The 22702-nt window shown below is 58.9% G+C and carries 18 protein-coding genes; 2 read left to right on the top strand and 16 right to left on the bottom strand.

Features of this window, described 5'->3' with window-relative positions:
• Positions 1-5: 5 nt before the first annotated feature.
• From ftsZ to HMPREF3098_RS08500, 15 genes are all read right to left on the bottom strand, one after another.
• The gene (gene ftsZ / locus HMPREF3098_RS08430) at positions 6-1304 is read right to left on the bottom strand and encodes a cell division protein FtsZ (RefSeq protein WP_070434768.1); all 1299 of its coding nucleotides are present in this window, start codon (positions 1302-1304) and stop codon (positions 6-8) included.
• A 107-nt stretch (positions 1305-1411) separates the two neighbouring features.
• Positions 1412-1957, bottom strand: a complete 546-nt coding sequence (locus HMPREF3098_RS08435; RefSeq protein ID WP_371440975.1) for a cell division protein FtsQ/DivIB — start codon at positions 1955-1957, stop codon at positions 1412-1414.
• Positions 1958-2061: 104 nt separating this feature from the next.
• Positions 2062-3537 carry a UDP-N-acetylmuramate--L-alanine ligase gene (gene murC, locus HMPREF3098_RS08440; RefSeq protein ID WP_371440976.1) on the bottom strand — a complete coding sequence of 492 codons (1476 nt, stop codon included), beginning with the start codon at positions 3535-3537 and terminating at the stop codon, positions 2062-2064.
• 17 nt (positions 3538-3554) lie between these two features.
• A complete protein-coding gene (murG, locus tag HMPREF3098_RS08445) occupies positions 3555-4673 on the bottom strand; it encodes an undecaprenyldiphospho-muramoylpentapeptide beta-N-acetylglucosaminyltransferase (protein WP_070434771.1) in 1119 nt (372 codons plus the stop codon).
• Between the two features lie 6 nt (positions 4674-4679).
• Positions 4680-6302, bottom strand: a complete 1623-nt coding sequence (locus HMPREF3098_RS08450) for an FtsW/RodA/SpoVE family cell cycle protein (RefSeq protein WP_070434772.1) — start codon at positions 6300-6302, stop codon at positions 4680-4682.
• Positions 6299-7882 (bottom strand): Mur ligase family protein, encoded by a 1584-nt coding sequence (gene murD / locus HMPREF3098_RS08455; protein WP_371440977.1) that lies wholly within the window; start codon positions 7880-7882, stop codon positions 6299-6301. Before murD ends, HMPREF3098_RS08450 begins: the two co-directional genes overlap by 4 nt.
• Positions 7883-8070: 188 nt before the next feature.
• Positions 8071-9171, bottom strand: a complete 1101-nt coding sequence (mraY, locus tag HMPREF3098_RS08460; protein ID WP_070434773.1) for a phospho-N-acetylmuramoyl-pentapeptide-transferase — start codon at positions 9169-9171, stop codon at positions 8071-8073.
• Positions 9172-9179: 8 nt separating this feature from the next.
• The gene (gene murF, locus HMPREF3098_RS08465) at positions 9180-10694 is read right to left on the bottom strand and encodes a UDP-N-acetylmuramoyl-tripeptide--D-alanyl-D-alanine ligase (protein WP_070434774.1); all 1515 of its coding nucleotides are present in this window, start codon (positions 10692-10694) and stop codon (positions 9180-9182) included.
• Between the two features lie 7 nt (positions 10695-10701).
• On the bottom strand, positions 10702-12450 hold the full coding sequence (locus tag HMPREF3098_RS08470) for a UDP-N-acetylmuramoyl-L-alanyl-D-glutamate--2,6-diaminopimelate ligase (protein WP_070434775.1): 1749 nt from the start codon (positions 12448-12450) through the stop codon (positions 10702-10704).
• Complete coding sequence (locus tag HMPREF3098_RS08475; RefSeq protein WP_141739727.1) at positions 12450-14288, bottom strand: peptidoglycan D,D-transpeptidase FtsI family protein; 1839 nt, start codon at positions 14286-14288, stop codon at positions 12450-12452. The genes HMPREF3098_RS08470 and HMPREF3098_RS08475 overlap by 1 nt, the downstream gene beginning before the upstream one ends.
• A gap of 330 nt (positions 14289-14618) precedes the next feature.
• Complete coding sequence (locus HMPREF3098_RS11545) at positions 14619-15575, bottom strand: cell division protein FtsL (protein WP_168156005.1); 957 nt, start codon at positions 15573-15575, stop codon at positions 14619-14621.
• Between the two features lie 128 nt (positions 15576-15703).
• Positions 15704-16762, bottom strand: a complete 1059-nt coding sequence (rsmH, locus tag HMPREF3098_RS08485) for a 16S rRNA (cytosine(1402)-N(4))-methyltransferase RsmH (RefSeq protein WP_070434777.1) — start codon at positions 16760-16762, stop codon at positions 15704-15706.
• A 380-nt stretch (positions 16763-17142) separates the two neighbouring features.
• Positions 17143-17574, bottom strand: coding sequence for a division/cell wall cluster transcriptional repressor MraZ (gene mraZ / locus HMPREF3098_RS08490; RefSeq protein ID WP_035113408.1), 432 nt, complete (start codon positions 17572-17574; stop codon positions 17143-17145).
• A gap of 672 nt (positions 17575-18246) precedes the next feature.
• On the bottom strand, positions 18247-18672 hold the full coding sequence (locus HMPREF3098_RS08495; protein WP_070434778.1) for a DUF3040 domain-containing protein: 426 nt from the start codon (positions 18670-18672) through the stop codon (positions 18247-18249).
• Positions 18673-18885: 213 nt separating this feature from the next.
• Complete coding sequence (locus HMPREF3098_RS08500; RefSeq protein WP_235700681.1) at positions 18886-19332, bottom strand: SAV_6107 family HEPN domain-containing protein; 447 nt, start codon at positions 19330-19332, stop codon at positions 18886-18888.
• A gap of 255 nt (positions 19333-19587) precedes the next feature.
• Between HMPREF3098_RS08500 and HMPREF3098_RS08505 the strand changes: the two genes are divergently transcribed.
• Positions 19588-20217: a GNAT family N-acetyltransferase gene (locus HMPREF3098_RS08505; RefSeq protein ID WP_070434779.1), complete on the top strand. Its 630-nt coding sequence runs from the start codon at positions 19588-19590 to the stop codon at positions 20215-20217.
• A 159-nt stretch (positions 20218-20376) separates the two neighbouring features.
• Here HMPREF3098_RS08505 and metF read toward each other — a convergent pair whose 3' ends face one another.
• The gene (metF, locus tag HMPREF3098_RS08510; protein ID WP_070434780.1) at positions 20377-21345 is read right to left on the bottom strand and encodes a methylenetetrahydrofolate reductase [NAD(P)H]; all 969 of its coding nucleotides are present in this window, start codon (positions 21343-21345) and stop codon (positions 20377-20379) included.
• Positions 21346-21415: 70 nt separating this feature from the next.
• Between metF and HMPREF3098_RS08515 the strand changes: the two genes are divergently transcribed.
• Complete coding sequence (locus HMPREF3098_RS08515; RefSeq protein WP_070434781.1) at positions 21416-22603, top strand: polyprenyl synthetase family protein; 1188 nt, start codon at positions 21416-21418, stop codon at positions 22601-22603.
• Positions 22604-22702 lie beyond the last annotated feature (99 nt).

Below are 22702 nucleotides of genomic sequence, written 5' to 3' on the forward strand. Positions count from 1 at the left end.
AGCCTCTACAGGAAATCTGGCAGATCGAGGTCATCCTCATCGTCCAGGTGGTGACGGCCAGCGGCATCGTTGTCTTGGCGGGAGGTGAATAGACCATTCGCGGTGGAGCCCTGTGGGATATCTCCACGGGTGCGCTGCGCGAAGCTGCTACCGGCAGGCTGTGCGGCGCCGGGCTGTGGGTCCTGTTGCGCAGGTTGGGCAGGCTGCACCTGCTGCGCCTGCTGCGCGGGTTGCGCAGGAGTAGCGGAAGACTGGGCTGTGGGGGCCTGCTCGCCACCGAAGATAGAAGCGGAGCTGGACTGGGCTGCCTCCTGCGTCCGGTGCTGACCACCGCGTTGTGCTGCGGAACCTGCAGACGGGGAATCATCGAAACCGGTCGCGATCACGGTCACACGAACCTCATCCCCCAGCTGGTCATCCACGATGGTGCCGAAGATAATGTTGGCATCTTCGTCGGCCAGATCCTCAACCAGAGCCGCAGCTTGGGAAACCTCGATGAGGCCCAAGTCAGAACCACCGGCGAAGGACAGCAGCACGCCGCGTGCACCCTTCATGGTGTTTTCCAGCAGCGGTGAATTGATTGCGGCCTCGGTGGCCTTGACCGCGCGCGATTCACCACGGGCGGTACCGATGCCCATCAACGCGCTACCTGCATCGGTCATGACGGAACGGACGTCTGCGAAGTCCACGTTGATCACACCTGGGGTAGTGATCAGCTTGGTAATGCCCTCCACGCCAGAAAGCAAAACTTCGTCGGCCTTGCGGAAAGCGTCCATCATGGACATTTGCTCGTCGCTGAGCTGCAGCAAGGAATCGTTCGGAATGACGATGAGGGTATCGCACACCTCACGCAGAGCTTCAATTCCTTCTAAAGCCTGCTTGGTACGACGGCGACCTTCGAAGCTGAATGGACGGGTGACCACACCAACGGTCAGTGCGTTCTGCTTCTTCGCAATGTTGGCGACAACGGGGGCCGCACCAGTACCAGTGCCGCCACCTTCGCCAGCGGTCACGAAGACCATGTCAGCACCGGCGAGGATCTCCTCGATCTGGTCCTTGTGATCTTCTGCGGACTTGCGTCCGACGTCAGGGTTTGCACCTGCGCCGAGGCCACGAGTTTCCTCCCGGCCGATATCCAGCTTGACGTCCGCATCCGTGAGCATGAGAGCCTGCGCATCAGTGTTGATGGCGATGAACTCCACGCCTTGGAGCTTTTCATCGATCATGCGGTTGACGGCGTTCACACCGCCACCACCTACGCCTACCACCTTGATTTCGGCGAGGTGGTTTCCTGGAGAGGTCATAAGTTGCTGTCTGCCTTTCTGTGGAGTCTTTCCACACCATCTTCCTTGTACGTCACAAGTTTCGGGCGGACATTTTTCTGCGCGTGTCGTATGTTTAAAGGTCTACTTTAAGGTCTGCCGGAGGGCATGGCGGGGTTGGATACGTTCCACTTCTTGCCCTCCTGTGTGAGGACAACACGGGTGGCCTCTGCTTTTTCAGACGCCCGTTCCGCGGATCCCCACACAACGGTTTTCCCTTCCGCGAACTGGAGGACTAGGCTTTCGGCCGTCTTGGCTTCCACACGCTCTAACTTCTCCCTCACTTTGGGGTGTAGCGCCGTGATGGCGGTGGTTGCTGCCGTAATGGCTTTGGAATCCTCGGGCTTTACTCCCGCGATTTCCTTCGCGCCTTCCGGAGCCACACCCTTGAGGAAGACCTTCCCGGCTTCATTGACCGCGGAGACCTCGTTCCCGTTGCGGAAATACGCCACCGGCGTATGCTCAGTGACCTGCACCTTCAGCGTAGAAGGCCATGCGCGGGACACAGTGACCTGCTCCACCCACGGAACCTGAGCGACTTTTTCCGCAACCGCGTCCGTATCTACGCGCAGCATATTGGCGCTAGAACCCACACTGGCAGCCTCCTTAACCACACCCGCATCGGCATTCTGCACACCCTCAACCTCGATGGAACTAACCTTGAGAACCGGGAACGCATACAGGGCGATGGCCACCACAACAATGGCCGCGATCACACCCGCGATGATTTTCTTGGGCACTAGCCCTCCAATTCACGCAGAATCTCATCTGCAAGCATCGTGACGGTACCGGCGCCGATAGTCAGGACCATATCCCCGGTACGCACCCGCTGGGCAACTATCTGTGGCACCCCGGTGAACTCAGAAGCGTACTCCCATGGCACCGTGATCTTGTCACCAATCACACGACTATCCACGCCTTCAACAGGGTTTTCGCGCGCCCCGAAAATATCCAGCAATACTACTTCATCGGACAAGCTCAAAGCCGCCGCGAACTCGTCGGCGAACGTCATAGTGCGGGAGTACAGATGTGGTTGGAATACGGCGATCACCCGCCCCTCCCCCTGAGCGCCAATTCGTTCCCGCGCTGCGGAAAGAACCGCCGTTACCTCAGTGGGGTGATGCGCGTAGTCATCGTAAACCTGAACGCCCTTCACGGTGCCGTGGTACTCGAAGCGGCGGCGAACGCCGTCGAACTCAGCAACACCTTCGAGCAGCTTGTCCAAGTCAGCCCCCAATAGCGCGCCGCCTAAAACCGCGGCCGTGGCGTTGAGCACCATGTGCGTGCCAGGAATCGCAACGCGCAGCGTACGGGGAGCCTCTTCCCCGCTAAAGCGCACCCGAGCTTCCGTCCCCTTACTCGAAACCTTCAGCTCATCAATGATGGCGCCGGCTTCGATCTCGGGAGCTGCTTCCATCGCCTCGCGGGTGCCGTAGCCGATGATGCGGCAGTGTGGCCCGTCAGCCGATTCCGCTGTGAGGAGAGATTGAGCGAGGGCGCGGCTGCCGGCGTCGTCCACACAAACAACCAACGTGCCACCGTCAACTACACAGCCAGCGAAACGCTCGAACACCTGGCGGTAGGCCTCTTCGGTGCCGAAGTAATCGAGATGGTCGGGTTCGACGTTCGTCACCACGGCTACCTCGGGCTGGTAGGACAAAAACGATCCATCTGATTCGTCGGCTTCAGCGATAAAAACGTCGCCCGTGCCGTGATGCGCGTTGGTTCCCGCGCGGTTGAGCTGCCCGCCGATGGCGAAGGACGGATCCCAGCCCGCAGCTTGCATCGCAGCCACGGCCATGGAGGTCGTAGACGTTTTTCCGTGAGTACCGGCCAACAGGAATGCCCGCCGATCACTCATCAGTTGGGCTAAAACATCGGAGCGGCGCACAACCGGGATGTCATGCTCGCGCGCTGCCAGCAACTCGGGGTTGTCTTGGGGAATCGCTGCGAACGACGTTACAACAACAGTTGGCAGCTGCCCCGTGACGTGAAGGTTTTCCGCACTATGCCCAACAGTGACCTGCGCCCCGGCCGCGCGGAGTGCCAAAATGCTGCGCGAATCCTTCATGTCGGACCCCGTCACGGAGCTGCCACGCGACAGCAAGATTCGAGCAATGCCCGACATGCCGGCACCACCAATGCCCACCATGTGAACCCGACTGAGGTCGATGTTTGAGGTCATAACTGTTTTCCTTTGGCCTTTCGTTGCCATGACGGTAGTTTTGCGCCCTACCGCTTCTTATCCGCTGCTGCGAGAACACGATCCGCGATTGCCTGAGCTGCACCGCGGTGCCCCGCCAGCTGTGCTGCTTTCTCTGCCGCGCGCAACCGTGCCGGATCACGCAAGGTGGGAATCACTTCCTTGGCCACGCGCTGCCCGTCTAGGTCGCTATCGGGAACAATCACACCACCACCGGCGCTGACCACCGGTCGGGCATTGAGTTCCTGTTCACCATTACCGTGTGGCAGTGGAACATATACCGCCGGCAAACCCACTGCGGATACCTCCGCAACTGTGAGCGCTCCCGCGCGACACAGAATCATGTCGGCAGCTGCCAGCGCCATATCCATTCGGTCGATGTAAGGAACAGCGCGGTACATGCCCGCCTTTTCACTTTCCTGCGGAACCGTGATGTGGTTCTTCTTGCCATACGCGTGCAGTACGGCAATTCCCGCATGTCGTAGAGTGTCGGCCGCTGCAGTCACTGCTTTATTAATCGACGCCGCGCCCTGGCTGCCACCGGTGACCAACAGGACTGGGCCTTCCACAGGAAGGCCAAAGAACTCACGAGCTTCGGCGCGCAACCCAGCCCGGTCGAGTTCCAGCACACTGCGCTTAACCGGGATTCCCACGACCTCGGCTTCCAACCCCGAGTCGGGCATCGCGGCCAAACCCTTGCCACCCAAGCGCACTCCCAGTTTGTTGGCCACGCCCGCCCGAGCATTTGCCTCATGGACGAAGAATGGGATCTTTAGCGACCTGGCTGCCAAGTATGCGGGCGCGGATACGTAGCCGCCGAACCCGATCAGGGCATCGGCGCGGACGTCTTTGAGAACCTGTCGGGTTTCCCGCAACGCGCGTACTAAGCGCAGTGGCAAGGTGAACAAGTCCTTGTTTACCTTGCGGGGAACCGGAACCGGTGGAATCATCCGCAGGTCGAAACCACGAGCAGGGACCAGAGTGGATTCTAAACCGCGCTCAGTGCCCAACGCGGTGATACGTGCCTGCGGTCGAGTTGCCGCAACGGCCTCGGCTACCGCCATCGCGGGTTCAATGTGGCCCGCGGTTCCACCGCCAGCCACCACAATCGATGGCGTGTGGGATTGGTCCGTGCTGTGGCTTTTCATCGGGTTTTAGCTCCTTTGCCCCGGGTTATTGCGTGGGACGCTGCGCCTGGTTGCCCGTGGTCGCTGCGTTGTAGTGTCTTCGCGGTCTGGCAACAGGGAACGCCTAGCCCTATCGTAGCGATCGGCTGAGACACCGCCGCCATACCTTCGGTTCCGCTCCCGCAGCTGCTCGGTGCGTCTGCGATCTCTGGCATAGTCTTGGCTCACCGCCCCGCCGATGGGACGCTGGCGTGTGACGGGTTCACCGTAGACGTGCGTGGTGGTGCGTCGCTCTGTCCGACGTTGATCCCCCGCCGCGTAGGAAACGGGCTCGGGTAACCACAGCAGCCGATCAATAAACGGCCGACCCTCGTGCTGCATGCTTGACACTGCCTCGGGTTCATGGCGTGCACAGTTGGCTAAAAGGCCCAATGTCAACAACGTGACAATTGCGGACGAACCACCCGCAGAAATCAGAGGCAACTGCACACCCGTCATAGGCACGAATCCCACCACGTAGCCCATGTTGAAGAAGGCTTGGACCACAACGCCGACGGTCAGGGTGGCCGCCAGCAAGCGCATGAATGGGTCCTTTTGTGCCAGTGCCGTGCGAATTCCGAAGATCCCCAATGTGGCAAATAGAATCACCACGATTGCGGCACCGAAGAACCCTAATTCCTCGCCGATAACCGCAAAAATGAAGTCGTTTTTGGCTTCCGGCAGGTAGAACCACTTTGCGCGCGATTGTCCCAACCCAGCACCCATCAACCCGCCGTCGGAAAGGGACAGGATTCCCTGATGCGACTGGTAGGAGGACCCTTGGGTCGAATCCTCGGAGAACTTCAGGGTGAAGGTTTCCACCCACGTGGTAAATCGTGCCGAACGGAAGCTGTGGGACATTGTGAAGATTAGGCCCACGAGCGCCAGCAGGCCCACACCTGCGGTGATAACCCGCGTGCTAATTCCACTGAAGAAAAACAGTGCCACCACCACAATGGCCAGGGCGAAGGTCATTCCCAGGTCTTTTTGCCACAGCACCAACCCCAGAATGAGGCCCGTACCAGCCAAAAAAGCGGGAACCGTTTGTCTATCATTGCCGGGCCGTTTGGATAGCGGCAGTATTGATGCACCCCACATGGCCAAGGCCAGCTTCGCCACCTCAGAGGGCTGAATACCCAGTGGGCCAATGCGGATCCACGAGTTGGAACCAACTTCGTCTCCACCCACACCAACACCCGGGATCAGCACGGCCACCAACAGCCCGATCGATAACACCATCATCCATGGTGCCAGTCTCCGGATTGTCGCGGGCCGCAACTGGAGCGCAAAACGCATAGCAATCAGGCCGATGACCACCACAATGGCCTGCTTGATGAACTCCGCCCACACGCTTGATCCACGGGCATAAGAGGTCACCATGGACGAACTCAACACCATGGTCAGTCCCACTGCCGTCAAGATCCCGGTGACAGCCATGATCACAAGGTAATTCAACTGCGGGGTCGCCAACCGGGCTAGTCCTTTGGTTGTTGCCTTACTGGGCTGGTCTTCGCGGCGAGGCGCTTGTGATCCGCGGTTTTCGGGCGCGCGCTGTGCGCGATCGCGCGTCAGCCGGCGATTTGAAGCTCGGCGGGGCAAACTCTGAGTCATCGCAATTCCACCTGTACGGCATATTGAGCAAATAGGTCTCCGCGCTGCGCCATGCCTGTGTACATATCCAGCGAAGCCGCCGCGGGCGCTAGCACCACGGTATCGCCAGATTCCGCGTAATCAGCACAGGCGCGCACAACTTCTTCCATGGCTTTGTCAGGATCCGTGGTGTCTACTAGGGTCACTGGGGTTTCGGGGGCTTGGGCCCGCATTTCGTCGGCAAACTTTTGTCTATCGACGCCCAGCGCCACCAGCGCCTTGATTCCATCCTTAGTTTCTTCGATGAGTTCAACCACGCTGGCTCCTTTGAGCTGCCCGCCTGCGACCCAGATGACGTTGCGCTGGCCACGCAGTGCGCCCACGGCTGCGTGGGGGTTCGTGGCCTTCGAGTTATCTACCCACGTCACGTCGTCGTGTTGGTACACCACCTGACCGCGGTGCGCCTGTACGCGGAATGTGGACAAAGCCTGGGCGATAGCAGCGGGTGAAACACCTATTGCGCATGCCATGGCCGCGGCCGCGCTGGCATCCGCGATGCCGGCTGGCCCCGGAGGGGAAATCCCTGCAACGGGTGCGAGTTCGCGCTCACTCGCGGAAGGCTCGGTGCCATGGGATGTATCGTGGCCACGTTCCCACATCACAATATTGTCGCCAGAGACTCCGACAACTCGGCGCAGTCCTGCGTAGCCCCTGTCAAAACTCGTTGCGCCGTCGCGCGCTGCAACACCAGTACCGGAAGTGCGGTTCATGTTGTCCCCCGCCGCGGGCACGGCATCGGCTGCGACCTCTGAATCGAAGCTCGTTACGACCTGGCGCAGATCACCCGCCGTGAAGCCGAGGGCATTAGCAACCCTGTGGGGTTCGTAGAAAGACATTACGTGGGCGTCATCAAGAGAAAAAACCGGGTAGTCTGCCCGCAGCACACGTGCCTTGTCGGCGGCGTAACTAGCGAAGTCACCATGCCAATCCAAATGATCTTCAGCGATGTTGAGAACGCAACCGACCTCCGGCGTGAACGTCGGGGCCCAGTGCAGCTGGAAGCTGGAGACTTCAGCGACCAGGATGTCCGCTCGTGGCTCCCCGCGCAACTCTGCCGTGAGAGCCAGCGCAGGTGAAACCCCGATATTGCCCACAGCCATCGCCGCACGGCCGTCGGCCACGCACATTGCGGTCAGCATTGCAGTCGTGGTGGTTTTACCATTCGTTCCCGTAATAGCGGCCCACGTGCGGGCGGGGCCGAAAGCTTCTGCGCGATCAGTCAGCCAAGCGGCCTCGATGTCTCCAATAATCGGCACGCCACGATCCGCAGCTGCGACCAATAATGGTGATGTGGGGGCCCAGCCGGGCGAAGTGATAACCAGGTCAAACTGACCGTCTTTCACCTTCGCAATTGCTTCTTCCACGGTGACATGCGCCAGGTCCGAGTGGTCATCGGCCACGGTCACCTGCTGAGCGTCCAAGGCCTTGAGCATCGCAATCACGCCACGACCGGCCACGCCTGCACCGGCGACAAGAACAGGCCGGCGGCGCATCACGTCCACGGCGTGATGGGGATCGCTAAGAGTGGGGGTATTCGTCACGGTCGTGTTTCCTAACTCGATGAGGTGTGGCTGTGCGGGCTTTAGGCGTTTGCGGGGTGTGCGGGAGTCACGGTGCTGCTTTCAAACTAGAAGGGGTGTGGCTGTGCGGGCTTTAGGCGTTTGCGGGGTGTGCGGGAGTCACGGTCGTGTTTCCTAACTCGAAGGCGTGCGGTGATGTCAAGCTGCGATTACAAACTGACCGAAGTGAGCCATTCACCATAGAAGATGGCGAATCCACTCATGGCCGCGAGGCCGGCTATCAGCCAAAAGCGAATGACCACGGTTGTTTCTGCCCACCCGCCATTTTCGAAGTGGTGGTGAATGGGCGCCATGCGGAACACGCGTTTACCGGTAGCCTTGAAGCCGATCACCTGGATCATCACGCTGGCTGCCTCTGCTACGAAGACTAGTCCAACCAGCACCATCAGCAGCTCGGTTTGAGTGGTCAACGACAAGCCAGCCACGAGACCACCCAACGCGAGGGATCCGGTATCGCCCATGAAAATCTTCGCTGGGGCGGCGTTCCACCACAAAAAGCCAAGGCAGGCGCCGAGGCCCGCGGAGGCCAGCATGGCAAGGTCCAGTGGGTCGCGTACCGAGTAGCATCCCGCGGCAGCACCCGTCGAACACGAATTCCTGAATTGCCAGAACGTGATGAGAACGTATGTACCCATGACCATGGCCGTCACACCGGAGGCCAAACCGTCCAGCCCATCGGTCAGGTTCACCGCGTTGGACCACGCGGCAATCACTAAGTAGATGAAGGCTAGGAAAATGGCGATGCCAATGACAGTGGGGCCAATGTCGAAGTTGAACACGGCAATATCGCGGATGAACGACAGGTGGGTGGACCCTGGGGTCAACCCGTGCTCGTCGGGGAATTGCAGTATCAGAATTCCGAAGACGATGGCGGTGGCGAACTGCCCCGCTAGCTTAGCTTTTGCGTTCAACCCCAGGTTGCGACCCTTAACCAGTTTGATGTAATCATCTGCGAAGCCCAAACTGCCCAAAGCCAAGGTAAGGCCCAAAACTAGGAAACCCGAGATTCCCGGCCCCGCGCCTCTGGTCACCCAGCCTAGGAGTGCGGCGGCCACATACCCAACGGTGATGCCGACAAGGATGGCGATACCGCCCATGGTCGGCGTACCGCGCTTTTTCAGGTGGGACTTTGGACCGTCCTCGCGGATCTCCTGCCCCAGCCCTTCCGCGGAAAACCGCTTGATCAGTACAGGGGTAAAGAACACGGACACGAGAAAAGCCAACGCGCCGGCCACAAAAATCTGCGTCATGAGGGGTGTTACGCTCCTTCTTCTTCACCGAGGAGTAAGCCCTCAGCTACTGCCCACAAGCCATCGGAGTACGAGGCTTTAATCAATACAACATCGTTTTTATGAAGGCTATAGTCCAAGAAATTCACGGCTGCATCTGCATTTTCCACGATGTGAGTATCCACACCGTCTTCGCGCGCGGCGTGCGCCAGCGCTTGCTGGTTCACACCGTTGCCAACGATGACCGCGTGACAAATGCGGCGCTGGCGCAACGCGTGGCCCAGTTCCGCGTGTTCTTCGGTAGCATCGTCACCCAGCTCGCCCATCTGGCCCAAAACCGCCCAGCTTTCGGCTCCATCGCGACCGGACGCGGTGTAGGCCAGGGCGTCAATCCCAGCGCGCATGGATTCGGGATTCGCGTTATACGAATCGTTGATGATGGTTACCCCATCACGGGCACGTGTGCGTACGTCCATACGGTTAACACTAGCGGCCACGTGCTGGCACAAGGCCTGCGCCACATTGTCCGCGCTGATGCCGCATTCCATGCCAACGGCTGCAGCAGCCAAGGCGTTGGAAACCTGGTGTGCACCGAAAACTCCCAGCTCAACACGGACGGGTTCACCGTGTGGGTGATGCAGCATGAACCGCGCGCGGGCTACCTCGTCCAGTTCAACATCGCTGGCGTAGTAGTCCACCGGCACTTCCCGCCCCGCGCTGATGCACGTGGACCGGTTCGTGGAAAAGCGCACCACACGGGCATCTGTGCGCGCAGACATGGCTGATACCTTATCGTCATCCGCGTTGAGAACTGCCAGCCCAGTCGGCAGCAGCGCTTCCACCAATTCACCCTTGGCCTGCGCAATGGCATCGCGACTACCAAACTCGCCCAGGTGTGCCGAACCAACGTTCAGCACCACGCCGATATTAGGCGGCGTGACCTCGGTGAGGTGACGGATATGCCCCACTCCTCGGGCCGACATTTCGGAGACCAAGAACTTGGTGCCAACCCCCGCCCGCAAAGCCGTATACGGCAACCCGATTTCGTTGTTGAAACTGCCGGGAGGCGCGACTGTCGGCCCTGCTACGCGCAAAATTGCACCGATAAGGTCCTTCGTCGAGGTCTTACCCGCGGAACCTGTGACCCCAACGACTGTCATGCCGTGGTCCGCCACAAGAACGTCGGTATTAAAACGAGCCAGCCGATCAACCGCCGCCAATACAGCAGCTCCATGGCCCTGAGTGTCGTGTTCGAAAGCCGAGGCGTTCGAGGCCTCCTGGCTGATTCCCGCCTCCGGGGCCACTAGCGCCGGCACGCCAACCGGCTTGCCCACAATCAACAGCGCGGCCCCTTGCTCTCCAGCGGATTCTGCAAAGTCATGCCCATCCACCTGTGCACCCGGCAATGCCATGAAAATGCCACCGGGCTCAATGCGACGGCTATCGAACTCCACGGGCCCCAGGACTGGAGCATCGGGCTCGGCCCCGTCGACCAATTCACCGCCAGTAATCTCGGCGATTTTCCCAACAGTTAATTCAATCATTTCTGCTTCACATCCCGCCTTGATTACCTGTATTTATCTGCTGTTTTCGCCCAGCCAAAACACTTTTTATCGCAGCCCGTAACCGCTGGGCATCGTCAAACTCATGCACCACTCCGGCTACCAATTGCCCAGTTTCGTGCCCCTTACCTGCCACGACGATCGCATCACCGGTCTGTGCCCACTGCACCGCCGCTTCGATGGCCTCTGCCCTATCTGCAATATTGGCAAGGGTTACGGCCATTTTCTCGACGCCGCGCTCAGCGAATCCAGCCTCCGCGCCCTGAACAATAGCTTCACGGATCGGGCGCGGATCCTCATCGCGGGGGTTGTCATCGGTGACGAACACGGCATCAGCAACAAGTGCTGCCTGGTACCCCATTTTCGGGCGCTTGTCCTGATCGCGGTTACCGCCAGCGCCAATCACGATGCCAATGCGACCGGTCGGCGAAGGCAAGTAATCAGCGAGAGTGCGAACCACTGCGGCTACGGCACCGGGCTTGTGGGCGTAATCCACCATGGCGAGGAAATCCTGCCCCTCGTCCACGGCCTGCATACGTCCGGGCACCTGCACATCGCGGAGGTGCTGGGCTGCGGCCTCGACGTCCTCTCCCAATTGCGCAACACACGCTAGGGCTACAGCACTATTGGCCACGTTGAAGCTGCCGGCTAAACCAATGGAGTATTCCAGCTCCTGGTCGGTTCCCGTATTAAAGCGAATCTCCTGGCGCCCGGACGCGGTGACATGCACATCATCCAGTGTCCACGTTGGGATGGGTTGTGCCTCTGCTTGAGCAGTCTGAGCACTGAAGGGGTCCGCTGGCTCCTTCGCCGTTCCAGTTGTACGTACGGCCAGCACCGGTGCAACTGCACCGCCGGACGGGCCGTGCCGTCGTGCAGCCAATGCGGCCATACGTTGTCCCCACTCATCGTCCACACAAATAACAGCAGCGGGGACGGCTGAGGTAGCTCGCGCATGAGGATCCCGGGCAGCGCCCTCGGGCTCGTTGGCCCCCACAGCCAGATCGGTGTCCGCTGAGCCCGAGGGGGCGTCGTTAAAAAGACTGGAAGAATCTGCGCCAGTAAACAACCGCGACTTAGCTTGGAAGTAATCCTCCATCGTGGGGTGAAAATCCAGGTGGTCCTGGCTGAGGTTCGTGAAGGCGGCGACATCAAAGTCGATACCACGCACGCGGCCGAGTTCCAGCGCGTGAGAGGATACCTCCATGACCACATGGGTTACGCCCTCATCCACCATGGTCGCCAGCAGGGACTGCATGGTGGGCGCCTCGGGTGTAGTCAGCTGCGTGGGGATGGGCCGGCCATTAATGCGGGTTCCGGTGGTGCCGATAATGCCTACGGAATGCTTTGCCAACAGAGCCTTTTCCACCAGATAGCTGGTGGTTGTTTTACCCGACGTACCCGTGATTCCAATGATGGACAGCTTGCGCGCAGGATAACCGTAAATCTCAGCCGCGACCGGGCCCATCCAAGCGCGGACGTCATCCACAATCAACCGAGGTATGTCGCTGGCTTGGGCCTGAAGAATCTCCTCGCCCGCGGGATCCGTGAGCACCGCCGCTGCCTTAGAAGAAGCCGCGTATTGCGCACCATGTGCGTGAAGCCCAGGAACCGCACAGAACAGTCCTCCTTCGGCAACATCCGAAGAACCGATTGCCGCACTGGTCACCGCCACGTCATCATGCCCTTGGGATATACGACCGCCAGTGACCTCAGCGAGAATCCGCAAAGTAGTCATTAGTTCCTTGCCTCCAACATAAGTTTTGGCCCCTCGGTGGGCGATGGTGGGACGTTGTAATGATCCAACAGCCACGATCCAATATCGCTGAACAGCGGTGCGGCTGACCCTCCGGCCCCGCCATCGGGTCCGCGCTGTGGGTCGTCCATCATCAGGGCCACGACAAAGCGCGGATCATCGGCGGGCGCAATGCCAGCGAATGTAATCCAGTAGTTCGAATTGGAGTACGAACCCGTCTTCGGGTCCACCTGCTGCGCGGTACCTGTCTTGCCCGATGTTTGGTATCCCTTAATGGCTCCGGATGAACCCGTGCCCTGCTGCACACCCGTGGGATCACTTTGGGTCACTGCCCGGAACATATCGATCACCGTACGCGCGGTCTTGGGGCTGACAACCTGGGTACGCTTTGGTTCCGTACCCGGGATCTCCGTGCCATCAGCCTTGATGGTCTTTTCAATCAGGCGGGGTTCAATACGCTCGCCGCCATTGGCTAAGGCTTGGTAAATGCTAGCCATTTGCAACAAGCTCATGGACATGCCTTGTCCGATGGGTAGGTTTGCGAAAGTGCCACCCGACCACTGGTTGCGATCTGGCATGTATCCCGCAGTTTCATACGGCAAACCCACACCCGGGGCTTGGCCCACCCCGAATTTGCGGAAGTAATCGTACATCTTGTCCTCACCCACACGCTGGGCCAGCATCAGGGTGCCGACATTCGAAGACTTGCCAAACACACCCGTGGTGGTCAGAGGCAGAACTCCATGTTGCCACGCATCGCGAACGGTCACCCCGGACATCTCGATGGAGCCGGGAACCTTCAAAACCTCGCCCGGGCGGGTCTTCTTATCCTCCACCGCCGCCGCAGCCGTCATAATCTTGGCAACTGAACCCGGTTCAAACGAGTCGGCAGTATTTCGGTCACCGAAGACCTTCTTCTGCTTCAGCTGCTTTTCGACATCCCCGTTCGGGTTGATCGTGTCCGAGGAAGCCAAGGAAAGGATCTTGCCTGACTGGGAATCCAGCACCACCGCGGATACGGACTTGGCACCGGACTTCTCCCGCGCCTGCTGAACTTGTTGCTGGATGAACGTTTGGGCGTCGACATCAATGGTCAAGTTGTACTGGTCCCCGTCGACAGCAGGGTGCTGATCGCGTGTGGAGCCGGGAATCAGGTATCCATCGCCGGCGATATCTACCGTGCGTGAACCATTTATGCCCTGCAGCTTGGAATCCTGGGAAAGCTCCAACCCAAATTGCCCCTGGTTATCGGTGCTGATCTTTCCAATGAAGTTGGAGCCAACCGCACCGTTGGGGTACTGCCGAATATCTTGACGTTCCGAGGTGATCTCGGGGAATTTCTCCACAACACGGGCCGCGATATCGGGGTCCACGTTGCGGACCAGAACCACGTAGGTCTCCTCGCTGGTCAGCTTGTCCTTGATCTCCTGCGGCTCAATATCATCGCCGTCTTTGGAGATCAGCTTGGGTAGCTCCTCCGCAATTTGGTCGATGCGCTGGTCCGGAGGCAGAACTTCATCCGGGTTCTGCTCATGATGCTCTTGCATCCATCCCCGCAGCTTGTTGGGGTGGACCGACAGCGAGCGGGCCTCCATCGTATAGGCCAGCACCTGCCCATTCCGATCGACAATCTTTCCGCGGTGCGCGGGATCTGCAATGGTTGCGGTGCGCTGTGCCTGCGCTTGCATCGACAGCCTCTCCCCCGCGATGATCTGCACCCATGCCAAGCGCAGAACCATGGCGATGACGAGGATAAAGATAATCACGATAACAAGGCGCACGCGCTTGTTGAACGTAGCCGGACTGTGTTCCAGGGCCATGGCGGCGCGCCACCAGGTCTCCTTACCACGAGATGCAGAACCCCTGTCCTGCGGCGCGTCGCTGCGCCGCGGTGGTTCAGATCGCTGCGGTCTCACAGTCTCGTTCCTCCTCATTTTTCAATGCTTGCCTATTGTCCCCACTCAACCGCGAGAAGCCGGGGGTTTAACCCCGGCGTGTCTCGAAGTCGTGCGTTTGGTGCTGGTGCAGTTGTGCCATCCAGTTTCCCCGCCGCGTGGGCTCCAGGTTGGTTGGCTAGTTTGCCGTCGCGGCGGTTGAGCTGCACCTTTTATCCGACGCCACCCTGTGCCCACGTTCGCGTCCAATGGACCCTACCGAGCAGGTGCCGGGGCCTGGACAGGTGCTGGGGCGGGTGCGGGTGCCGGAGCGCGGTTGGCAGCGGGGGCGGGTGCAGGCGCGGGCGCGTTTTGTCCGCGCGGCGCTGGTGCTGGTGCTGGTGCTGGTGCCGGGGCAGGCGCACGGTTGCCCGCGGGTGCCCCTACCGGCGAATCGCTGTACGGCAGCTCGCCATTGTTGCTAGGAGCCGATGTCCGACCTCGGGGGGCAACGTTGCCAGCCAGCATTGGATTGTTGGGAGCCAACCCCTCCACGCGGTTGGTCTCGTTGGGATTACTTGTTGCACCGCGACGGCTTACCTCACCGTTGACATCAATGACCTCGCGATCCTTGGAGCTGTCCCCTGGGCGGACTTCCTTGATCTTTTTACCATTGGCATCTAGAACCGCCGCCTGGTCGGGGGCGAGCATACCCATTTTAGTGGCTTCAGCTGCGATGCGACCTGAGGACTTCGCCAATTCCACATCCCGGTTGAGGCTCTCCAATTCGTTATCCAGTTGCTTGCTGCGCGCGTTCGCGTCGGCGATCTGGAAGGACTGCTCGGTAGTCACACCGGACAGGGCCATCACCCCAGCGATACCCAGGACGAAGGCAATAGCAGAACCGACAATGCGACGGCGAAGGCGGGTGTTGGCCGGAGATGTTGCAATGACCCGACGTCCACGGACCGAGATCTGTTGTTTCGAGCCAACACGGGAGTTGCGACGGGGCGTGGTGCGCACCGGTGAGCCCGTTCGCTGTGGGCGACTGGTCCGGCGCTCGCGTTCTGGGGCGCGCACACCAGAACTCTGTGTTGTGGCCCACCGAGATGCCCTCGACGTAGGCTGTGCATCCTCGGCGTAGGAAGCGCTCGACTTCTCACGACGAGAAGCCACGCGGGAACTGGAAGCGGATGGCTCGTGCAGGTCGCGGAGGGTACCTGTCGGTGTCATTCTTTGTTCCTTAATGTTCTAGTTGAGGTTGAGGGTTGTGGTGAGAGGTGTGCGAAAGATTTCATCGAAAGCGCTTGGAAGTTGAGAGCTAGTTCGGATGATCTGCGAGAATTCTCGCTTCTGTGCGCTTAGTTGTGGTTGGCGTAGGGGAAACCTTGTTTTCCCCTATCGCTGACCCGCCGTGCCGCGCGAACTCGAACTGGCGCCGCGCGGGAGTTTTCTGCGATTTCCAGTTCCGTTGCCTTTTCGGCACGGCGGGTGATCATCGCAAACTCCGGCTCCGTACCGGGAAGTTCCATGGGAAGTCCCGGCGGAGTTTGCGAGGACGTGAGGCCACCAAAAGCACTTTTGACGATTTTGTCCTCAAGGGACTGGTAACTCATGTAGACGTTCACCCCTCCGATGTGAGTCCACGCCGCGACGATGGGAAGTGCATTTTCCAGTGCCTCCAACTCGGCATTCACCTCGATACGCAGCGCTTGGAAGGTTCGCTTTGCGGGATGTCCGCCAGTACGGCGGGCAGCCGCCGGAATAGAGGAATAGAGCAATTCCACCAGACGAGCCGAAGTTTTGAACGGTTCCTTCTCCCGCTCGCGCACCACCGCCGAGGCGATCTTGCCCGCGAAGCGTTCCTCACCGTAGGTTTTGAGGATTCGAGCGAGATCACCGTGGGAGTAAGTGTTAAGGATCTCCGCCGCTGTGAGTGGCAACCGAGGATCCATGCGCATATCCAAGGGAGCATCCACTCGGTAGGCAAAACCACGTTCTGCTTGGTCCAGCTGCATGGAGGACACGCCTAAATCAAAGAAAAACGCGGAGACACCAGTCCTTTTCACGTCGTCCGGGATACGGTCTAGCGCGATTAAGTCCTCGATAGCTTCCGTGATCCCATCAAAACGGGTACGGAAGGGCACGAACCGGTCCCCGAAGGGCGCAAGACGCGCAGACGCTTCCTCCAATGCATTGGGGTCCCGATCGAAGCCAATGACAATGGCGTCCTCAAAAGAAGAAAGAAAAGCCTCCGTATGCCCACCGGCACCCAGCGTGCCGTCGATGATGATTGGTGTGACTGGAGCACTATCGCTGCGCACACCCGTTTCGACGAGTTCGACCATGCGGTCTCGCATCACAGGCACATGGCCGTGTTCCTGCGCTTTATTGTTGGATATTTCTGTGTTCTGGTTCATGCTTTTCCTCCTTTCTTTTGTTGTCGGGATCGTGGATGCTTATTTCTGTTGTCAAGATCGTGGGCGGGACGGTACTGACCCGCGGTGCAGTGCTGGGCTGAGCTGCAGCCCATACCTTCGCGCATTGTCGGGCTACGGTGCCGTATCGGACTGCGGAGTCAGGAACCCGGGTCGCGGAATGCCGAGTGGCGCGTGCCACGTGGCGGCGAAACGGATAGCGAGGCCTTCAACAAAAAGAGAGTGCGAACAGGGCCTCACCTGCGTGGGTGTGGGTTTGATATTGGGGAAGTACATCAAACGTCACGTCGTCCACGCAGGTAAGGGCCTGCGCACACTCTCCCGAGCTCTCGATCCTGCCTAAGGCGCCTCCGCGCTTCGGGCTACAAGAACTCAGCAAAGGCTTCATCATCACCGGCGGAGAAATCTTCCTCGTAGCGAGAGCTGTAGTCCCGCCAAGCTTCCGCATCCCAGATTTCAACAAAATCCACATTGCCGATGACCACACACTCTTTGGATAGTCCCGCATACTGGCGATGCCCAGGGGCGATTGTTATTCGCCCTTGCGAGTCCGGATTCTGCTCGTCCGCACTCGCTGCCAAGTTACGAACGAAAGCTCGCGCCTTGGGATTGGTACGAGATGCCGCGGCAGCTTTCCGGGCACGGACAAGAAACTCGTCACGCGGGTAGATAGCCAAACTGCGATCCTGCCCCTTGACGACCATCAGGCCGTCCTCTAAATCCGCCCGAAATTTAGCCGGGAGGGTAAGGCGACCCTTGTCGTCGAGTTTCGGGGTAAAAGTGCCAAAGAACATCTGAACCTGGCTCCTTTCCCGTCAACTCCATCCACTGTTCAGTTGTCACACATGAAGTTGTATCTCGGTTGTTTTTGTCTACCGAGGCCGGCAGATGACTACATTTGCACTGTTCAGAGCGCGTCTTTTAGTAACCACTCACCAACGATCCCCACTTTACCCCACTTCACCCCACCAAGACCAGCACACGCCGAAAATTGTATCGACAAAACAGGGAAGTCTCGATGAGTAACCCGTTTTTAGCGCACAGACCACACCGACCGGGCTCAACTCGGACGGGCACGGCCGATCGAAACCGCCTGGCGACCTCAAGCAAACGTAACTGCATTTGTGCTTATCATGGCCAATTAATGGCGCTTTAGCCTCAGCTGAAAGCCAACCCGACGTAACCATGACTCTCATTTTGGGTTTCATCGAGACGGGTTTCCCTACGCATGGTTGGCAAGTGGGGAGTTTTCCCTTTTCTGTAGCCAGTGTGGGGGGACTTCCCTCAACCCGAGAACATCTGCGCGAGCGGATCAGGCATAGAAAAACCCTAGGCTTCCCCTCCTTTACTCAAGGAGCAGGAAGCCTAGGGTTCACCGGAAAAGAAACTGACCGAGGGATTGACGACGTGCGCCACTACTCTCTCAGTGGGAGTTGTTTTGCGCGCTCTACGCGAACCTTGCCCAGTTACCGATCAAAGCGCTTCTTGAAGCTATCCTCCAACCGGTCCCCGAAGCCACCATCGCTGGTCCGCTTATGCGCATTGCGCTTGGCCGCACCGCCATCCCCCATCCGAATCTGACTTGCAGCATTGGTCTTGTTTCTAGACACTCCCGCAATTTCCGGCTTGAACATCAGCAATCCACCGCCGAACATCACGAGAAAACCGACCACGCTCAAGACAACGAACCACAGGGAATTCTGCGCCAATGCGATGCCACCAATAAGCATCACGAGACCAAGCATCATTAAAGCAATGGAGCGAATCCCCACCGTGAGGCCAGGTGCCGAGCCTTCACGCACAGAAGCCCTGCGTGCCAAGCGCGGATCTTCCGCGATAAGGGCACGCTCAATCTCCTCCAACATGCGCTTTTCTTGCTCCGATAGAGCCACTGTCGACCTCCAGGTCTTGTTAGACACGTTCCTAGCGCTCCAGCGAGACTGGATCGCCACCACCTATTCCGGCGATGACCCCAACTTGTCCATCCTCCGCGCCTAGGTCTTCACCCAGCACAACGCATAAACCTCGCAAAAGGTTCCACCGTCGCCGATTTATTCATATTTGTTAACCCACTGTACCCCAAAAATAGGGACCCAACCCCCAAACTACGCAACGCTCGGCAGGTAACCCGTTTCTTCGCGCGCCAAGTCTATGAACCGAGCAGCATCCGCGTACAACTGATCGGCAAGCTGGGGATCCATTCCCGATTCCAGCCCCATACCTGCGCGACTAGCCATGCGAGCATACCCCTCGAAGAGCTTTACCCAATCCTTCAAATCCGGATGCAACACACGAAGCTTTTCCCATGCGCTACCCCGCGGAGAACGTTTCCTGCCAACCATTGCAGTTTGCACCAACGCGCCCGCCGCACGCAGAGCCGCCCGATAGGCAAACACCACCCGATCATCTACCCGTCCCGAGAACCGAGAACGCTCTAACTGTTTTTCCGCATCATCGATAAAGCTCCGCGCGCTGACAATCTTGCGCCCAGAAATACGAGTTACGTTTGATCCCTTGAAATTTTGCGATGCCATGATGTCCTCTTTCGTCATTAACTCACCCCTCCTTGACCACAACTTCCGCTCGGTAGAGCCAACCTATGCCAATCTTCAGAGGAGCGTGCCTCGTTTCCCTTGCACCCTTAAACCTAAAAAGCACCCCAGACACCCCATCCATTTCGCCCCACATAATCGAACATATGCTCTAAAGAATATGTCACCCCTCCCCTTCACCCTTCCGGTAATCGACGCTGACAAACCTACGACATTCCGCATTGCCCCCTACATATAAATGGCACACTAGAATGCATGCCCAGCTCCAGCACCAACTCTCCTGAGATGTTTTCGATCGTCCCCGCCAGCCCTACGGAATTTCTCTCCCGACTGGAAGAGCTCATCACCATCCACCTGCGCGCCATGGCATATTCCGAATCCACGCGCAACCAACGCAGGCAACTGTGGCGATCTAGTGCTGACAATGCGGGATTCGCCTGCGTACTTGCCCTTTCCCACCCCCAAGACCAGGCCCCCTCAATTCACAACCCGGCACATACCATCGCCGGAGTAGCCTACGGCTTCACAGGCGAACCCCATTCATGGTGGTACTCGCAGGTACGTCGTGGATTAATCGAGGCCGGATTGCCCGCAAATCGGGCTGCTCAGATGCTGTCCGACTACTCTGAACTGGCAGAAATCCACGTCGATCCGCAATTCCAAGGTCTGGGCCTAGGCCATACCCTGTTAGACCACATCGTGGAACACTTAACGCGACCAACGATCATGCTGTCCACCCCAGAGGTCCCACTCGAAGGAAATTCCGCGTGGCAGATTTACCGCAGTAAAGGGTTCACCGACCTACTGCGCAACTTCCGCTTCAGCGCAGACCCCCGGCCGTTCGGGATCCTACAACTCAACAAATCCACTACAACAACCCCCTAACTCCCCCCCCTATATCTTCTCACTCGCACCACGTGCACATATCGTCTCACTCGCACCACATGCACATATCGTCCCACTTGCACCACGTGCACACATCTTCTCACTCGCACCACGTGCACAATCAAACAACGCGGACGAGGTACGACCGCCAAGCAGCCACTAACGCACCATGTCGTGTCCCAGATCGGGCCCCCATGCCGGCGCCATTCCTAGGTTATGCAGAACTTCCTGTGTCGCCCGCACGTTGTTCATAGTCATGAAATGCAGGTCCGGTGCACCTTCCGCAATGAGCCGTTCTGCCATCTCGGTCGTCACTTCAATCCCCACCTCGCGGATCGCGGCACGGTTCCTTTCCTCGCCACCTGCCGCCGCCTTCAGCAGTCGTTGCTCAAGGGTTGAAGGCAGGCTGGCTCCCGCCAATTCCATCTGACGCCGCACTGAGCGCAAACTCGTTATCGGCATTAACCCGGGGATAATCGGCTTCGCGCCATGTTCTGGGTCCACCGCTGCTAGTCGATCGCGCAACCGCAGATAGTGGTCAACATCAAAGAACATCTGAGTAATCGAATACTCGGCCCCCGCCCGAAGCTTCCGCAGCGTGTATTTCGTATCGTTGTCCAAATCCCCGGCGCGGAAGTGCCCCTCGGGAAAACTCGCGATACCGATATCGAAGTGTTCGCATTCCGGCATCGATTTGGTGAGCTCAATGAGCTCATGTGCGTACTCCAACCCACCTTCAGTAGGGATCCACTCGGCATTCACATCCCCTGGCGGATCACCCCGCAGAGCGAGCAAATTCGTCAATCCCAGCTCCGCGTAACCACGCAGGATCTCTTTGAGCTCCTCCACAGTGTGTTGCACCAGGGTCATGTGCACCAGCGTGGTCAACGGCTTAGTCGCCAATCGCTCCGCCACGCGAAGGGTACGGGCGCGCGTTGATCCGCCCGCACCATAAGTCACCGACACGAAACTAACCCCAAGGTCATGGAACGCTTCGGCCGCGTTCCACAAACGCATCTCGGCGGCATCGTCCCTCGGGGGCATGAATTCAACCGAGAAGGGGATCCTCCCTGGCGTCGTAAAATTCAAAGAGGAAGAAACGGCAACCTGGCGATTAATAGCTGACATGAAAACATACTAACCTGTCTAGTTTCGCCGGCGCCGTTAGCTCCGCGAATTATCTCTACACTGGGGAACTATGAGAACTCAGGGCAATGCTTTCGCCAATTCCTTTGACACTCCCGATGATTGGGCGCTGGATTCCCCGTTGAACGCAGTTCCCGTGGCTGTGAACCGCCGATTGAACCAGTACTTGGCCGCATCGCAGCTTGAATTCCTCGAGATCAATCCCTTGGTTACGCAGGCCATTGAGACCATGGGTGATTTCATTGTTAATGGTGGCAAGCGTGTGCGCCCCACATTTGCGTGGGCGGGTGTGCGAGCCGGATTGGATGAAGCCAAGGCCACAACTGCTGGCGGAAGGCAGCCCCTCACCACCTCGGGTAACGATGCGCAAGATCCCAACACGTTAGCGAATTCCTTCCTCTCGGCAATCAGCGCGTTTGAATTCATTCAAGCCTGCGCCCTGATCCACGATGACATCGTGGATCAATCCGATACCCGTCGTGGCACCCCCACCGTCCACCGCGTATTCGAGGGCCATCACCGTCAACGTGAATGGTGGGGTGAATCCGCCCATTACGGTACGAGTCAGGCTATCCTCACCGGCGATCTTGCCTTGGCCTGGGCCGATGACCTGCTGTGGGGTTCGGGTTTGAGCCCTGAGAGGCTCCACCAATGCCGCCGTGCCTGGCGGGCAATGCGCACTGAAGTTATCGGTGGGCAGATTCTTGACCTCGCCGTGGAAGCCAGTGGTACAGAAAACGTGGATTACGCGTGGGCCGTCATTAAATACAAAACCGCCAGTTACACGGTCTCTCGCCCCTTGCACGTAGGTGCAGCTCTCGCTGGCGCATCTGACCAACTGGTCCAAGCCCTACGCACGATTGGTGAAAACATCGGGATCGCGTTCCAACTGCGCGATGACCAGCTGGGAGTATTTGGGGATCCGGCCGTCACGGGCAAGCCCAGTGGCGATGACTTGCGCACGGGTAAGCGCACCGTCCTCATTGATTCAGCGCTCGAGATGGGATCTACCGCCCAGGCTGCTGCGCTACGCGAGGGTCTCGGCAACGTGACCGCCGAAGACGATGTCGATGCTCTCCGTGCGATCATCCGTGATTCGGGTGCCGCTGGTCACGTGGAAAGCCTTATCACCGAGAAATCCGAAGCCGCTATCCAAGACATTCACAAAGCCGGCCTCAGTCCGAATCTCACTGCAGAACTGGAGGGATACGCCCGCAAACTGACCGCCCGGTCCTTTTAGCCCTCGGTTCTCACCGCGGCCCCTACCTCCCAATTAACGCCACCCTTTTTGTCCCACCGTTCTATCCCTCAGTTCGCATCGCCCTTTGCGTCATTAAGC

This window comes from Corynebacterium sp. HMSC28B08 (assembly GCF_001806865.1).
In the GTDB taxonomy this organism is placed as follows: Bacteria; Actinomycetota; Actinomycetes; order Mycobacteriales; family Mycobacteriaceae; genus Corynebacterium; species Corynebacterium auriscanis.